This is a genomic window from Psychrobacter namhaensis (assembly GCF_016107545.1).
GTDB classification, from domain to species: Bacteria; Pseudomonadota; Gammaproteobacteria; order Pseudomonadales; family Moraxellaceae; genus Psychrobacter; species Psychrobacter namhaensis.
The window spans coordinates 109,296-126,592 of sequence record NZ_JABASS010000001.1 but is presented as its reverse complement, the minus strand read 5'-3'; the positions used below and the strand labels follow the sequence as shown (position 1 = coordinate 126,592).

Below are 17,297 nucleotides of genomic sequence, written 5' to 3'. Positions count from 1 at the left end.
AAGGTGAAGACGATGCAAGCAGAAAAAACAGCACTTAGCCCAGAAGCATTTGAACAAGCGATTTTGGCGAAAGGTCAGTATTATCATATTTACCATCCCTTTCATATCATGATGCACGAAGGTCAAGCGACGCAGCAGCAAATCCAAGCGTGGGTCGCCAATCGATTTTACTATCAAATCAACATCCCGCTAAAAGATGCGGCTATTATGGCAAATTGCCCCGATCAGCGGGTGCGTCAAGAGTGGATTCAGCGCATGATTGATCAAGATGGGGTATATCCTGATGGCGGGGGCCGTGAAGCGTGGTTAAGTCTGGCAGAAGCGGTTGGTCTGACTCGTGAGCAAGTGATTTCTGAAGAATTGGTGCTACCGGGTGTTCGTTTTGCTGTGGATGCGTATGTGAATTTTGCTCGCCGTACGTCGTGGCGAGAAGCGGCCAGTAGCTCACTGACCGAGCTTTTTGCTCCGCAGATTCATCAATCTCGCTTGGAGTCTTGGCCAAAGCATTATCCTTGGATTAAAGAAGAAGGGTACACCTACTTCCGCTCACGCTTGAGTCAAGCCCGCCGTGATGTTGAGCACGGCCTAACCATCACATTAGACTCATTCAAAACGGTTGAACAACAAGAACGCATGCTTGAGATCCTACAATTTAAACTTGATATTTTATGGACGATTTTGGATGCTTTGAGCTTGGCTTATGTCCATAACCAAGCCCCTTACCAAAGCGTCACGACTGATAATGTCTGGCATAAAGGATTGTTTAAATGAGTTTACCTGATCTAGACCAATCTATCGTACCGGTGTGGCGGCATGGTTATCGCTTTCAGTTTGAGCCGGCGCAAAACGCTTATGTCTTACTGTACCCTGAAGGTATGATCAAACTCAATGACAGTGCCAGCATCATTGGTCAACATATTGATGGTGAAGCATCCATTGCTGATATTATTAAAAAGGTGAAAGCCATGTTTGGTGACATTCCTGAAATCGAGCAAGACATTATCGAGTATATGCTGGTGGCCCAGCGTGAACATTGGATTGAGTTAGAATGACTGCGCCAGTAGGGCTTCCATTATGGCTACTTGCGGAGCTAACCTATCGTTGCCCATTGCAATGCCCTTATTGCTCAAACCCCATTGATTATGCTCAGTATAAGCAGGAGCTGACGACAGAGGAGTGGTTTGATGTGTTTGATCAGGCGCGGCAGATGGGCGCGGTGCAGCTTGGGTTTTCTGGTGGTGAGCCTCTCGTTCGTCAAGACTTAGAAGAACTGGTCGCTTATGCCCATAAACAAGGTTTTTATACCAACTTGATCACTTCAGGTATGGGACTGACTGAGGCTAGAATCGCTAGTCTAAAAGAAGCGGGCCTACAGCATATTCAGATCAGTTTCCAAGCCAGCGATCCTACAGTCAATAATGCCTTGGCAGGCTCAAAACATGCTTTTGAACAAAAGTATGAGATGTCGCGTTTGGTCAAGCAATACGACTATCCAATGGTGCTTAACTTTGTGATTCATCGGCAAAACATTGATCAGATCGATCAGATAATTGATCTGTGTTTAGAGCTTGAAGCAGACACTGTTGAGCTGGCTATCTGTCAGTTTTATGGTTGGGCATTTGAAAATATCGAAGGTCTATTGCCGACCAAAGCGCAAGTGGTTAGAGCCGAACTCATTACCAATGAGTATCGCAAAAAGATTGAAGAACGTGGGATCAAATGCAAGCTCATTTTTGTAGTGCCTGATTACTACGAAGAGCGCCCAAAACCTTGTATGGATGGTTGGGGCAAGATTTTCTTAACCGTAGCACCCGATGGCACTGCCCTACCTTGCCATGCCGCCAGACAGATGCCTATAGACTTTCCTAATGTAAGACAAACGCCTCTAAAAGACATTTGGTATGACTCTGCCAGCTTCAATCAGTTTCGCGGTGACGACTGGATGCCCGACATGTGCCAAAGCTGCCCAGACAAAGAACGCGATTACGGCGGTTGTCGTTGCCAAGCCTTTATGCTGACGGGCGATGCCAAAAATGCTGATCCTGTGTGTGGCAAATCGCCTTATCACTACTTGATTGAAGAAGCGCGGGCCAACAGCGAAACGCCCGTCCCTTTTGAAGAGTTGCGCTTTAGGAACCCTAAAAATTCTAAGCTGCTAAGTGATAAACAAACGAGCCAAGAGCAACTGATTCCTACTCGTACGGTAACGGATTAAATATGAATACTCAGCCCATAATATTTGACGGACATAATGATCTACTAACCCGTCTGTGGTTGAGTTCAGCCGCAGATCCTGTGCATGATTTTATTTATGGCTCGCTACCGGGGCATTTGGATTTAGCACGTTGCCAACAAGCAGGATGGATGGGCGGCTTATTTTCTATCTTCTTGCCGCCGTACGCTTATGTTCAAAACAACCATCCTGATAAGCTAAACAATCCTTCGCACTCAGACTTCACTCCGCAAGAAATCATTGATATTTGCCGTGCCCAGTTAGCGCTTGCTCAGCAATTACAGGCGCGCTCAAAAGGTCAGATTCAAATTTGTACGTCTGTTGCACAAATTCGAGCCTGTCAAAAAAATCAGCAACTGGCCATTGTTCTTCATCTTGAAGGCGCTGAAGTACTAGCCATTAAGCCCGAATTATTGGATGTGTTTTATGATGCAGGACTTAGGAGCATTGGTCCGCTTTGGAATAGAAGAAGTCTGTTCGGTGATGGTTTAAATGCACACTTTCCGCATTCTCCGGATACAGGCTCTGGTCTGACTACTCAAGGCAAAGATCTTATTTTAGCGTGTCGTGACAAACACATGCTGATTGACGTGGCTCATATGAATGAACGTGCGTTTTGGGATACGCTAGAAATTGCGGATCAGCCCATTGTCGCGACCCATTCCAATGCGCACGCTTTGTGTCAGCAAGCAAGAAATCTGACCGATCGCCAGCTGGCGGCCATCAAACAAAGCGATGGTATGGTTGGGGTAAATTTTGACGTTGCTTTTCTTCGTGCGGATGGACAGCGTAATACGCAAACCTCGCTTGATGTGATTGTCGATCACCTGGCCTATTTGATTGACCATCTAGGTGAAGATCATGTTGGTTTTGGCTCTGATTTTGATGGTTGTCTGTTGCCTGATGATTTATCTGATATCAGTCAAATCTCTATGCTGATTGAGCGCATGCAACAACGACACTTCTCCGATCAACTCATTGAAAAGGTGACGTCAAAAAATTGGTTTAGTGTGTTGAATAAGATATGGCAGTGATCACGTATATGACTCTTCATAAAAAACCGTTTTTCTGAATTAACGAATACTAGTGATATCTAGGTCAGGTAACAGCGGGCGGATAATAATGCCACGACTAAAACGTAGATTGACTAAACAACCTTACAGACATTTTAAAACTGACTCAACTTATCTTTATATGAACACATATCTCTTAGCGCCTCATCTATCAGCGCTTTGAGAACAAGTGCCTGTGACGCTTGTTAAATAAGTCGCACATTCCAAAGTGACTTGACTGCGCTTGATAAACTCTCTACTTTATTAATACTCTGCTGCACTAAGAGCCGGTTTATTTATTAATAAGAAAGTTAAGGACGATTATGGATAACAACGTATTACGTGAACGCATTAGCTTGTTAGGGTCATTTCTAGGAGATGCGATTTCTCGTCAGACTGGCGAACAAACGCTTGATACGATTGAGACCCTACGAAAAGGTTTTATCCAGCAGCGCCGCGCGCCTAACGAAGCAAACAAGCAGCAGCTCATTGACTTTATTGCCTCATTAGACAATAAGACCCTAAAAAACGTCATTCGTAGCTTTTCTATCTATTTTTTCTTAGCCAATTTAAGTGAAGAAAACTATTTGCGTGAAGAGCGCCATGCACTACGTATACAATCCGATCAAAGCTGGGAAGGCTCGTTTCGTCGCACCTTACTTGAATGCCGCGCGCGCAATGTTGAACCCACTCAAATGCAGGAGCTGATTGATCAGCTAAAATTTATCCCTGTATTTACCGCCCATCCTACTGAAGCGCGTCGCCGGACAACGATGAATCTATTGCAGAGTTTATTCACGCATAGCGACGCCTTAAACAATCTTGCAGAAGACAGTTTTGCCTACGAGCAAGCGAAAGAAAAAACGGCACAAACGATTGATTTATTGTGGTCCTCGGATGAAGTGCGTACGCGTAAGCCCTTAGTCTATGATGAGATCAATAATGGTCTACACTATTTTAATGCCAGTTTATTCAATGCCATTCCTAAGGTTTACCGTAATATTAAAGACGCCATTGTTGAGGTTTATCCAGAGCTTACCGACTACCCATTACCCGCTTTCATAAGCTTTGGGTCTTGGATCGGTGGCGACAGAGATGGCAATCCTTTTGTCACTCACGACACCACAGAAATGGCCGTATTGATGCATGCAGATACTGTCTTGCGTCACTATCAAGTGTTGATTAAAAAACTGCGCCGCCAGCTGATTCATAGCGATACAATCGTTACGATTGCCCCTGAGGTGTATGCCAAGATCAACCATTACGCCGAACTTGATCAGCGGGTATTTGCTTACAATCTTGATGATTATAGTAACGAGCCTTATCGCCGGTTACTCTCTTTGATTCTTAATAAAGTCAAAGCCACCAATCAACTGATTCAAAGTAAAGGTGATGATCGTGAGGCTAAAAAAGACGCCTACGCCAACCCACAAGAGCTACTAGAAGACTTACGTATCATCCGTCAAAGTGTGAATACCCACGATACCGCGCATGACGAAGGCTTATTGCTCGATACGATTCGTTTGGTCAAAACCTGTGGTTTTCATCTAGCGGCGCTCGATATTCGTCAAGAGTCGTCTTATCACAGTGAAGTCATTGCCGATATTTTTGCCAGTGCGTCTAATTTGCCAGACTATCAAACGCTTAATGAAACGGAGCGACAAGAGTGGCTGACGCGCTTGCTTGAAAGACCCGGCACACCGCTCATCTATAGCGACAACTTGAGCGATAAAACCCGCGAACAATTGGCGTTGATGAACTCAGTGGCGACCTTGCGCAAACTGGTCGGGCAAGATACTTTTGGTAGTTATGTGATTTCGATGACCAACAACGCCAGTCAATTATTTGAGGTGTTGCTACTCATGCGTTTTGCAGGCTTATGCAGAGTCGATGACAAAGGGCAACTGTCCGCTGATTTACCCGTCGCACCCTTGTTTGAAACCATCGAAGACCTTAAAAACATCGATCATATATTACCTGCCGTTTTGGACAACCCGCTGTATCGAGGACTGCTTGCGCACTCAGATAATACCCAAGAAATCATGTTGGGTTATTCAGACTCCTCAAAAGATGGCGGTATCATCACCTCTGCATGGCAGCTTTATAGTGCGCAGCAGACCATCAATCGTATCGCGGATGAATATGGCATCAAAACCCGCTTATTCCATGGTCGCGGGGGCTCTGTCAGTCGTGGCGGTGGCTCAACCCATGATGCTATCGCTGCTCAACCAGCGGGTACACTACACGGACAAATTAAAGTGACGGAGCAAGGCGAAGTGCTTTATGCCAAATACGCCAACACCGATACCGCTGTATTTGAGTTGACCATGGGTATTACCGGTACGCTTAAAGCATGCTCCTCAAGATTTGTCGTACAACCCCCTGAGTTGCCAACTTATGAGTCGCTCTTTGCGCGTTTAGCAGAGGCAGGTGAGCGGCGTTATCGTAAACTTACGGATCACACGGAAGGGTTTTATCAATTCTACTCACAGGTGACCCCTGTACAGGAAATTTCTTTATTAAATATCGGCTCACGTCCAGCCCATCGTAAAAAAGGCTTACCCAGTAAAACGACCTTGCGAGCGATCCCTTGGGTATTTGGTTGGTCATTGGCCCGTTTTACGTTACCTGCTTGGTATGGCGTCGGTAGTGCGCTGCACAGCGTCAAAGAAGACGAAGCATTGATGAAGGAGATGAATGATTGCTGGCCATTTTTTAACGTGTTTATCAGCAATATCGAGATGGCTTTTACCAAATCTGAGATGAGTATTGCGCAGGCCTATAGCCAGTTATGTGACGACGACACGCTACGCGAAAACATCATGAAAGCCGTCATTGATGAACATGAGCTCACCTATGCAGGCCTGAACGCTTTACTGGACCAAAGCTCCTTATTATCTAATCAACAAAATCTTGCCGCGTCACTGCAATGGCGAAACGCGTATTTAGATCCGATTAACTATATACAAATCGAGCTGTTAAAACGTGCCAGACAAGAAGAAACTACAGATAAAGACGGTAGTCTTGCCGTTGAAGATCCACTCATCCGTAGTATCAATGCGTTGGCGGCTGGTCTGCGTAATACAGGGTAACGAAAGAACAGCATATTTATTCACATCATAGTTGACCAAAATCGCCTTATATCCTTCCACTTTAGCTTGCACTTTAGAGTGGGGATATAGGGCGATTAATAATAAAACCTCAAATGCGCTTCGCATATCTAGTATCATATCAATACTGACAGCTCACCCCTACGTTATTTACTGATATTACAAGAGGAACATACAGTGTCGCAGGCTACGCCCACTATCGAACCCACCCTTAATCTGAGCAAAAAACAAAACTCCACATTAAAAACGCTCACGATCATAGGTTACCTAGAAGGCACTTCTTTTCTATTATTACTCTGCATTGCCATGCCCCTAAAATACATGATGGGCATCTCAGAAGCTGTGCAATACATCGGTATGGCACACGGTATATTGTTCATCGCTTACATTCTCATACTGATGGTGACGGCCATTAAAATAAAAACGCCTTACTGGACCATACCCGCAGGCGTACTTGGGTCTTTCTTACCATTTGGCCCATTTATATTTGACCATTTATTAAAAAATAACCTAAAGAAACATACATAAAAAGTCTGGGTCTGCTCAAATCTCACCCAGACCTTTTATCCTGAAAAAGCTTGGCAGTACGAGACGTTAAAAATCAACGCTGATATCAAAGATATAATAACGGCCAGGTTCATTAAAAGTACGGGCACCGGCATTTGTACCCGTGCCTTCTCGTTTAATTTGCTTGTCAAATAGATTTTTGATACCCGCCCCCACAGTGATGTCATCCGTCAGTTTATAACGCGTGCTAACGTTAGCGATCGCGTAGGGTTTGCGGTCAAGTTTTAGTGTGTCAAGCGCATCACCCGTAGTCACAGAAACGTCAGGGGCTTCAATGGTGCCATAGTAGCTGACGCCAACATCCGTGTTCCAGCGCGGAGTGATGTCCCAATTGACATTTGAGTTCATGGTAAATTTAGGAATTAAGGATAACGGCTCACCATTGTCTTTACGCTCTGAGCGGATATTACCCGTCAAGTTAGTTGTCCACGAGACCGTATCAGTAACGGGGACTTTTACAAACCCTTCAAGTCCCTCAATGATAGCCTCCCCTTGGTTTTCCCACTGGAAAATCGAGCGATTGGTCGCATTGTCTACAGCCACGCGCTCTATCCCAGCACCTATTCGATTGTCATAAGCATTATGATAGTAAGTCAGGCCCGCATTAAGCCCAGTACCATCATCGTAGATGAAAGACAGCTCTTTATTCCAAGAAATCTCATTCTCAAGCTCAGCGTTACCCAGTACTTGACAGCCTCGTTGATCAGTAGGTATCCAAGATGGGCAGCCATTACCTCTGGTGTAGTAGATGTAGTTTGGATCGAGCTGATACAGCGCTGGTGCTTTAAAAGCGCGACTGACACCCGCTTTTACCGACCAGTTCGGACTAAAGTCCCAAGTGGTATTAAGACTCGGTGACCAATTGGTACCTGTTTGGCTGTGATAATCAAGACGTACACCAGGCGTGATGTACCAATCAGGCGTGACTTGGTAATTGTCTTCTAAATAAGCACCAACAAGATAAGCGTCTGAAACTGGATCACGCTTAGCTGGATCAGTCTCTGTATCGCCGAACTCAAAGCCTTCCTCAAACACGAAATCAGAAACCAGCGGATTGTCTAGTCTTTCACCACGGAACTCTGTGCCAGCAGTCAATGTATGACGATCAAAATAAATATCCCACTCTGATTTTGCGTTTAGCGTGTCATAAGTGGCTTCTGTCCAGACATACTCTCCTGCCTCAGATGGCAAAATTTGACCTTCATAACGGCCAGCAGCACCTTCGTTTAGACGCTCATTAATGGTACGCGTATACTCTAGGTAGCTGTTACTACTGGTGTTATCATATTCACCGCGGTGAGTAAATGCAGCTCCATAGCGCTCCATTTTATTGGTTTCTTGGCCTGCCAAGGCGTTGACCAATTCCTCATCCACCGTTTGAAACTGCGAATCACCTGTCCAGCGGTTACTTTGATTACTATAATGTACCTCAAAGCCGACGGTATTCATTGCATCCATGGCGTATTCAAAAAGCTGACGAGCGTCTATATTTTCGACACCTTCACGGCCTGCTGCAACAGAAGCAGCTGGCCCATCACGACCATCCACAATCTGAGCCTCTTCCTCATTAATATAAGGGTCATCCCCTTCACTGTCATGATATCCAAGCGTCGTACGAAAAGACAGCTTATCCGTCAACGGGCCGGCCATATTGATGTTAGTACGCCAATCCTTGCCTTCAAGATCACTTTCTGGCATCTCATAATGTCCAGTCACAGAAAACTCTTTTTTATTGGGAGACTTGGTGATGATATTCACCACCCCGCCCATACTACCAGAGCCATAGCGAGCTGCGGCCGGACCACGCAACACTTCGATGCGCTCAATGGCGCTTGGCGGTACCCACTGTGAGTCACCACGAGTGTCTTGCTCGCTGGCACGACCCGGACGAACAGCATTACGGGATGTGACGGGACGACCATCGATTAAAATAAGCGTGTTATTCGGACCCATCCCGCGCAGATCAATTTGACGCTGGTTACCCCGTTGACCTGAAGTAGATGTTCCTGAAAGATTCGCACCCGGCATTTTACGTACGATTTCTGCGACATCATTAGACAGTAATGATTTTTCGATCGCCTCTTCACTGATAATGGACAAACCAGCAGCCTGCACCAGCTCATCTCTCGCCGCACGGACGACAATCGTGTCCAGCTCAACGCTTGGCATGGATTGTTCGTCGGCAACCTCTTGTGCTGCTGTTTGTTGTGATGTAAGACGCTCATTACTCTCAGCAGCAAACGCAGTCGTACTAAAAATAGACGCGATGGCGATGCTTAGTAAGGCCTGATTGGTTGCTAAACCGCGTTGCGGCTTACGTGAATAAAAGCACGTTTTATCGGTAGAAGCATTTGAAAACATTGGCATAAATAACAATCCTAAAAGTACTTAGTTTTATCAAGACCTTTTAGCTTGTGTGATAAAAGGAGGCTCATCTGCCATAACGCCTATTTGTTACATCAGTATGAGGACAGATGAACAAAGCGCATGAATCTTAAGACATGGCACATAAGTAAAGTTGGCGCTTTAGCAGACTAAACGGACTTTTTACCCTTTCAATGACACAAGCTAAACGACTAAAGTATGAATACAGCCCACCACCTGACAATAGCTTGCGCAAAGCAATATCCACTGTCTGGTGTTAAAGAACGTACACTCTAGCAACATTATAAATATAATACAAATAATAATGATAATTATTAACATTTACATTTGTAATGAAAATATAGTAGCGACAAACGTGGGGGTGCTCAAAGCTAAAGCCGCTAACAGGTAGCGGCTAACAACGATACTCTTAGGTCTATAGCTCGGCAGTGAATCTAGGGCTAAAAAGCGTACGCGGCGAACTTCCTATCGTTAGTCGATAAGTGGTTACTCAATAAGTATTTGCGACCTCTTAGTAATCCACCGTATAGCTCAGGCCATACGTGGTGCCTGTGGCTGGTAGACGGTTCATGTCGCCAAACGTGGTTTGATGATAGACCGTTTGATAGTCTTTATTGAGTACATTATAAACGCCATAACCGACACGGCCGACAGGCATTTTTACTTGACCCAATACATCTAACGTCATGTAACCTGTGACGGGTTGCGCACTTGTATTAGGGTCTTTTTGTTGGTCCTTAAAGGCTCTATCATCGCCGCCAATTGCCAACGCTTGCAAGCGGATATTGCTGCCTCCATCAAAGTTATATTGTGCAAATGCCGTGCCTTTGAGTGGGGTCAAGCGCACCGCATCCAGCTCAAGCCAATCGCCGTCTTTCTTATACTGACCACGCGTATAAGCCACGCTACCGCCTACTTGCCAGTTATCACTGATATCCTGAGTGAGCGAGCCTTCTACGCCATAGACGCGCTCATCGGTGTCGACTACTTCTACGGTATAGCCGTTGGTAAACTGAACGGTTTTATCTGAAGTATTATAAAAACCCGTTACTCTGGCTGACGTATCACCGCGCTTACCTTCCCAGCCTAAGTCGTAGTTATTAATGGCGATTGGCTGCACGTTGTCCGAGTTCACCACAAAACCTGCCCGCACATCACGTAGGGCACGCTGTATGTCAGCGGTCGTGAAGCCTTGTGAGAAATTAGCAAATATCTGATCGTTCGGTGTTAGCTGATAACTGCTGCCGATATTAAACAAGGTTTTGTCATGGTCAGTATCACCCTTTGCTACTTCACCGGCCTGATAGTCAATGCCATACTGCTTGCTCACACCAATGATACGAGGATCGTTAAAGTATTCGTCTAACAGTTGCTCATAAATCGGGATAAAGGCATCCGTTTTTGATTTGAGCTTTTGATAGCGCACACCAGCACTAGCATGCCATTTATCCGTCATATCTATATCCACATTGACAAACGCGCCAATCTTATCGATGGTGGTCTCTGGCCCAGCATTGTAAGTCTTGCCGTTAGACACAGCGGTCAGACCATTACTGGCGATGAACTGGTTTAAGTCTTGCCCATAGTAGGTTTGTTCGCTGTTTTCACGCTCAAAATCCGCACCATAGCTCAACAGTGTGTGTTTGCCACCAAGCTCTGTGTCCGTCTGCATCGCTGCACGTAAACCCATTACTTCGATATCGGCTTCTGACTGCATCACGTAAGTTGCAGCGCCTAGGAGCTTGCCTAACGTGTCTTCATCGGTTAGGCCGTTTGCCTGCCAGACTTCAGTGGCTTGTTTATCAGCAGTTTTGCCAGAAGGATAAAAACGGCCTTTTTCATCACGGTAGTAACCCGTAATGCTTAGGTTAGAACCAGCAACGTCGTCATTGTTATAATTGAGGTTTACTGAGGTCTTGGTGGTATAAGGCTGATTTTCGATATGCGCACCATCGATCGCTTTTAATGAGGGAGGTGCTGCATCAGGATCTAACAATACTTGTAAATTTTTACCATAATCTGGACCATAGTCGGTATCTTGCTCATCGTTATAATAAGTCACCGCCAGATTCACGCTTTGGCTGTCATCGATGTCCATACCCAAGTTGGCATTGACACTTAATGACTCTGTATCTTGCTGATCGGTCTGATAGACATCTGGGCCGATACGGTCGCCGTGGCTGTCGAACTTGCCGCCTTTATTGTCATAGTCCACATCTAGACGGCCATAGACGCGCTCGCCGCCATAACCCAAGCTCTGTCCCACATGATAACCGAAGGAATCTGATTCAAATTCACGACTACTATCAATCCCTAAGCGGGTTTGACCCGTAAAGCCCATCCCTGCCGCTGATTTAGTCACTAGATTGATAAGCCCGCCTGCCGCGCCTGCCCCATAAATACTCGTGGCACCAGAGAGTATCTCTACTCGCTCAAGCTGGGCTGGGTCAATACTATTTAGCTCTCGCGACAAGCTGCGTGATCCTGATAAAGGCACGCCATTAAGCAAATACTGCACTGGACGGCCACGCATGGTCGTACCATAGTTACTGGTTGAGCCACTACTGGCACCCAAACTCGGAATCAGCTGAGCCAATATATCGCCTGTCGTACGGTTGCCTGTGGCCTGCTCTCGAATATCTTCTTCACCAATCACTTGGGTAACCGCTGGCATCTCACTGATTTTTTGTGCCAATGCTGTCCCTGTTTTGGCTTTGGCTGTGACCGTAATAGTATCTAAAGTCACGTTTGGTACCTCACTGGCTACCGAGTTTTCGGCCGTGTCTATCATTGGGGTAGTGACGTTGGTTTGCGCATATAACTGCTGACTAATACATAAAGTAAGAACGGATAGGGCAACTTGATGATGGCTTTTCATTGTCATTTCACTTATTTGAAGAGTAACTGAAAGATGGAGAAATATCGGTGCTATGTTTAAACTTTCTTGCAAAGCGTACTAATTTTGTGAATGGTATTGTAAATGATAATTATTAACACTTCCATACCTATTTACAAACCAAAAGGTCACTGGGTTCTTCATAACAGATAAGTGCGCCAGAGAGAGGCATCACCAGCTCTATTGACATACTCATCTGCCCTACCTACCTGTGACTAAAACAATAAGTCCAGTTGATTGTTTTTATAAGCGTCAAAAAATAGCTGGAATTTTGTTTCATCTTGCTGATGCTTGTCTTGGCAATCAGGCAATAACTGCTGAGCAACTTCTAGCGGCAATACAAACACCCCATCATTATCCATAATAGCGATGTCGCCTGAGCGAATAAGGGGGCTTTGCGCGCCAAAACGATAGCGGATGTCAGCTCCCAACACGCCTTTTGCTTCATGACTCTTGAACGTAGTGACCGCGCTCACGCCTTGAGCAAACACAGGAAAACCCAGTTGCTGAATTTGTAATGAATCGGTTGCCTGTCCAATGACAATGACGCCTGCAAGCTTTTCATAAATAGCAGCGCAAGTACGCAACGCGCCCCAGCACGCTTTGATACCTAATACTTGCGCATCAATACACAAGACGTCATTAGGCTGCGCTTGGATCAGTGCTTGATTGATTACTTCTGTGTTACCGGAGTTCAAAACCACTGTCACGACTTTTCCAGCGACCGTGTGCGTACAAGAAGATAGCGCTGTGATGTCTGGTAAATACCCCACCTCAGTCAAATGACCAATTGTGGAGGTGGCTATTCCTGTATAGTTTTCTATAAGCGTATCAATATCGATGTCATCCATTGCTTTTTATCTCTCCATCCTGTCGTATTAAATCCACCATAAGGTTTGCTTCGATGTTTTTTGCTCTAAAAAAAGGATTGATGGTTCTGCTCTCCCCTGCCGGCATACTGCCATGAGGATCGTCACCGCGCTCAATGACGGGCAACAGCAAGGTTTTATGCGGATAGTACGGATTGGTCAGTAGCTGCTCACGGATAAACTTCGATTGATCGGCATCAAAGTCAATACATGCCAGCGCCTTATCGATACTGCTCATTGCCTCAAGCCACAACACTTTTTCACTAAGATCATAATGTTCAGACAGCGCTTCAATGATGGCGCGGATATTGACCAATATACCCAAAGACTGTAAATAAAATATCAGCGCTTGCGGGGTCTCTCGGTACAGTCGGTTTTTAAAATTGGGCGGGCTTAAATACTCAGGATCTGTGATCTGATGACGCGCAAGCCACGGCAAGTAAATGCGTAACGAATCATGATCGCGCAGCAATAAACTGGTGAAACGATGGTTTTTGCTGACCATCACTATATTCTGTCCATGCATCTCGGGCGCAAGTCCCAAACGCAAGCAGCGCAGCATGGTACCCAAAAACACATCACACAGATTTTGGAAGCACTCCATAGCAGCGGCTTTTATGTGTTCTACGTTTATGGCCACTGGTTGATAGCCTGAATACTTCGCTTGAATCATCTCATCAAAGGGATGATGACTGATGCCATCCTTATAGACCAACATACCTAGGCTTGCCATAGGCATCAGGCGGACTTGATCATCGCACAGATCAGCAGGCAAACTTCTGAGCATCGCGCCCAGATGCGTGGGTTTTTCTTGATAAAAATAAGGATTGGTCGAGCACTTGTCATGTAGATGCATAGGCGACATATAGCCCCACCAAACACGCTCATCCCACAGCCGCAGTGTCGCTGATAACGTGCCATCTATCTGTCTTGCCTGCATCAAAATGGTTTGGTTTTTTTCACCATTAATCAACTTTAGGGCTGGCAAATAGCGTTTGGAGTTTAAGGCATACACCCCTATCGGCAGCTTGACACTATGCGGTGTATCGGCACTCAATAACATACTGCGCATTGAAGCACTGGCATAAGTGGTTGGCGCATTAAACGTGAGTTTGACGATTGTGCCATCTGCCAAATCCTTGGCATAGCTATCAGCGTAACCATCAGCATCATTATTAAAGGAAGAATGACCAAAAGAACCATTGCCAGAAGCATCCTCAATCACCTGAGTCAACTGCCACGGATGTACAGGTAGCGCCACATACGTATCGCTCAAATGACGTTCTGCCATCTCCTCTGCCAGACGTCTCTGCTGTGCTTTATCTAATAAATACGCCGCTGGATTCTGTCTGTTGATGTCCTCTACCTGATCCGCCACCATGAGGTGAGTTTTGGCAACTGCTACCCATGCCAACGCAATGGGCTGATGAAACTCTGCCATGTAGCGCTCATACTCTATGGCGGTAAAACCCAGTTTGCCCTTTGCCAATGGATGAAAAGGCCGATCCATTAATGAGCCCCATTGCTCGGCGGCGATTAGCGTTTGATACCAATGCGGTTGACCATAAACCGTCGTGGTGATGTCAGCACGAGCAGACTGGGTCTTGGCAACTAAGGACGCTTGCAAGCTCTCTTTTAGCTTTATAATACCGGTCTCACTCAAAGATGCGCGATCCATAGCAGACAGTAAAATATCCAGAAGCGTCTCTACGGTTTCTACGATCTCTAGTGGTTTAAACGAATGATCGTTGGAACCATCGCTATTAAGCCCAGAGTCGTTGAGATGAGGCGTATTTTGTTGGCGGTATAAAACGGGCAAGCATGATTTATGTAATCGCCATGCCGCCGTATACCCCGACTCTACCAGTAACAGTAAGCGGTCATCTTTACTCGTCTGAATCACCAATAGCGGGTTATTTTGAGCAAAACACGTTTGATAAGCGCTTGGTAATGATGCCAAACACTGCTGCCATTTTTGGCTGGCTAGATAGTCAATCGTCGTCGTCACCTCAATCAGTGGATCTTTTATCCATTGCTCAAGTAAAACGCACTCGATCAGATACGTAATCAACGCGCTTTGTATCCTTGCCACGTCTGGTTTGATATTTGGATGATCCGTCTGAACCGGAAATAAAGTTGGCACTGTCTCCATGTTTAACATGGCATCTGTACTCGGCTTTTGGCTAATGGGTTGTTGATGTATTTGATTGGAAATACTTGATCGCCGAACAAGCGACGCTTCGCCAAAGACTCAATGCGCGTTTGCGGAGCGAAAACATCAAACAGCGCAAACCTTGCTTTATGCTCTGGGTGACGAGACTGGTACTCTGTGACGCAGTCAGACACCTGTTGCCAAAACTCGGCCTCAGGATAGTGATAATGGGTTTGCATAAAGATAGCAATGTCCGCAAATGCTACAAAAAACAAGCAAGCTACCGTCATGTCTCGAATACCATCGGTGTTATCTGTTTCGATAAAGGAGCCACGATTGAGCGCGGCATGAGCGGCAGGCAAGCTATAAAAATTGGGAATTAAATCTTGGCGGGTCAGATGTTTTGGAGAATAACGAACGCCGTCATGCAAATCTTTTAATAAGATTTTTACGGGGAAGCCCGCTTCATGGACCAGTACGATATTTTGCGCATGACACTCCAAAGCGACACCATGACCAAACAAGAGGTGCAGTACCGGCGGCACCGTTACTTTGATAAGCTGGGCAGTCCAAGCCTCAGCGCCGTACTTTTTAATCCAAGGATCAATGAGTATCGAGCCGTCCGTATGGATATAACTGACCCCATTTAAAGGAAAGGCCGTTTGACTGGTCGATAGATATTGGCTCACGTTTTCACGCCAAATCGCGCCCAGTCCACCATAGATATGTGGGTGCTGGTAGCCACGTTGTTGTAGCATCTCATGATCTAGACTGACACCCACTGTCTCACCCAAAAAGGCGATTTGTAGCGCCTGCGCTGCCCCATCTTCTGCCACCAATTGATTCAGCCATTGGGTCACGACCGCGGCGTTCATCACTGTGTGCTTGGCTAAGATACGAGTGCTTGAGGTATTCATCAGATGCATACTGAGTTTTAAATAAGCTTTATCTGCTTGCAACATAGACAAGGAACGAATCGACTGCTGGGCGCGGTATTGGTTGCCCGTACCGCCCAGATAGATGACTTCTTGTGTCTCAATGAGTGGTTGTAGCGCTAAAATTAAGGTGTTTTGCCATTGCCAAGGATGTGCGGGTATCAAACCATAAGCGGTAGCCGTAGTGGCTTCGTTTTCATTTTGCTCACTCGTGGTCGCAAGGATATGGGTTAACTTGTCATGTAACGCGGCAAAATTATCCGCGCCTACATAGTCTTTAATCCACTCGTCGACATCAATATCAATAGCGGTATTGCTGACCAACAGATCCTTTTTGACCGCCAACCAAACCACCTCGATATTTTGATCAAACTCTGGCCCATAGTCATAATTGTCTTGTAAATCAAAGCCGATACGCGACTTAAAACAAGGATGATATGGATGCCCCGCCATCAAATAGCCTTCGAGTTGCTCATAAGTGAGCGTATCAACAGCAGTGGCCATGTTTGGTACTGATAAATTAGGTGACAGTCGCTGCACTTGGGTTTCATTGATTAAAGTGTGACGCAGCTCTTTGATAAAACTGTCTTTTAACGCAGCATCTTCTATTTTTAACAAAATATCGCTAATGACATTCTCAAGCGTGGCATTGTAAGCCTTGCCAGCGATGATGCGCTGTACGTTGCAATCATTAAAACGAATAATCTCAAAGCTATAATGGATATAACCTTGAGCCTGATAATGGATATTATCAGCGGCTTTGATGGTAAAGTCTAAGAGGACGGTGTCACTGCTCGATGCCGCACTCTCATATTCAAACTCAATGATGTTTTCATACAGCAGTGCTTGTAGGAGCTGTTTGATCACGCGTTGTTCTACGCGCTGCATGGCCTTATGATCGATTGGCGCTTGCCACGGCGCAGTCACGTCAATCGTTTGGCCATGATTTTTATGGTCTATTTGATGATTTTTCATAGGTAACTACCCTCTCTTAAAACTAAAAAATAAGCGGTTGAATTAAGTCAGTACGGTTTAATAAATATTAAAGCGAATGATAATTATTTACATTTTTTGTTTAAAAAAACGCCTTAGTCTGGT

The 17,297-nt window shown here is 45.5% G+C and carries 11 protein-coding genes; 6 read left to right on the top strand and 5 right to left on the bottom strand.

Going from position 1 to position 17,297, the window contains the following annotated elements; genetic code table 11:
• Positions 1-12: 12 nt before the first annotated feature.
• The 6 genes from pqqC (at position 13) to JFC06_RS00420 (ending at position 6,923) form a co-directional block, all read left to right on the top strand.
• Positions 13-771, top strand: a complete 759-nt coding sequence (pqqC, locus tag JFC06_RS00445; protein ID WP_193004946.1) for a pyrroloquinoline-quinone synthase PqqC — start codon at positions 13-15, stop codon at positions 769-771.
• A complete protein-coding gene (gene pqqD, locus JFC06_RS00440) occupies positions 768-1,052 on the top strand; it encodes a pyrroloquinoline quinone biosynthesis peptide chaperone PqqD (RefSeq protein ID WP_198333555.1) in 285 nt (94 codons plus the stop codon). The genes pqqC and pqqD overlap by 4 nt, the downstream gene beginning before the upstream one ends.
• The gene (pqqE, locus tag JFC06_RS00435) at positions 1,049-2,215 is read left to right on the top strand and encodes a pyrroloquinoline quinone biosynthesis protein PqqE (RefSeq protein WP_198333554.1); all 1,167 of its coding nucleotides are present in this window, start codon (positions 1,049-1,051) and stop codon (positions 2,213-2,215) included. The genes pqqD and pqqE overlap by 4 nt, the downstream gene beginning before the upstream one ends.
• A gap of 2 nt (positions 2,216-2,217) precedes the next feature.
• Positions 2,218-3,267, top strand: a complete 1,050-nt coding sequence (locus JFC06_RS00430; RefSeq protein WP_198333553.1) for a dipeptidase — start codon at positions 2,218-2,220, stop codon at positions 3,265-3,267.
• 341 nt (positions 3,268-3,608) lie between these two features.
• On the top strand, positions 3,609-6,377 hold the full coding sequence (gene ppc / locus JFC06_RS00425) for a phosphoenolpyruvate carboxylase (protein ID WP_198333552.1): 2,769 nt from the start codon (positions 3,609-3,611) through the stop codon (positions 6,375-6,377).
• A gap of 195 nt (positions 6,378-6,572) precedes the next feature.
• Positions 6,573-6,923, top strand: coding sequence for a DUF3817 domain-containing protein (locus JFC06_RS00420; protein ID WP_198333551.1), 351 nt, complete (start codon positions 6,573-6,575; stop codon positions 6,921-6,923).
• Between the two features lie 66 nt (positions 6,924-6,989).
• Here JFC06_RS00420 and JFC06_RS00415 read toward each other — a convergent pair whose 3' ends face one another.
• From JFC06_RS00415 to JFC06_RS00395, 5 genes are all read right to left on the bottom strand, one after another.
• The gene (locus JFC06_RS00415; RefSeq protein WP_227670187.1) at positions 6,990-9,329 is read right to left on the bottom strand and encodes a FepA family TonB-dependent siderophore receptor; all 2,340 of its coding nucleotides are present in this window, start codon (positions 9,327-9,329) and stop codon (positions 6,990-6,992) included.
• Positions 9,330-9,858: 529 nt separating this feature from the next.
• Positions 9,859-12,225 carry a TonB-dependent receptor gene (locus JFC06_RS00410; RefSeq protein WP_198333550.1) on the bottom strand — a complete coding sequence of 789 codons (2,367 nt, stop codon included), beginning with the start codon at positions 12,223-12,225 and terminating at the stop codon, positions 9,859-9,861.
• Between the two features lie 233 nt (positions 12,226-12,458).
• Complete coding sequence (locus tag JFC06_RS00405) at positions 12,459-13,094, bottom strand: RraA family protein (protein WP_198333549.1); 636 nt, start codon at positions 13,092-13,094, stop codon at positions 12,459-12,461.
• Positions 13,087-15,273 carry an IucA/IucC family protein gene (locus tag JFC06_RS00400; RefSeq protein WP_198333548.1) on the bottom strand — a complete coding sequence of 729 codons (2,187 nt, stop codon included), beginning with the start codon at positions 15,271-15,273 and terminating at the stop codon, positions 13,087-13,089. Before JFC06_RS00400 ends, JFC06_RS00405 begins: the two co-directional genes overlap by 8 nt.
• Positions 15,267-17,174, bottom strand: coding sequence for an IucA/IucC family protein (locus tag JFC06_RS00395; protein ID WP_198333547.1), 1,908 nt, complete (start codon positions 17,172-17,174; stop codon positions 15,267-15,269). Before JFC06_RS00395 ends, JFC06_RS00400 begins: the two co-directional genes overlap by 7 nt.
• Positions 17,175-17,297: the final 123 nt, after the last annotated feature.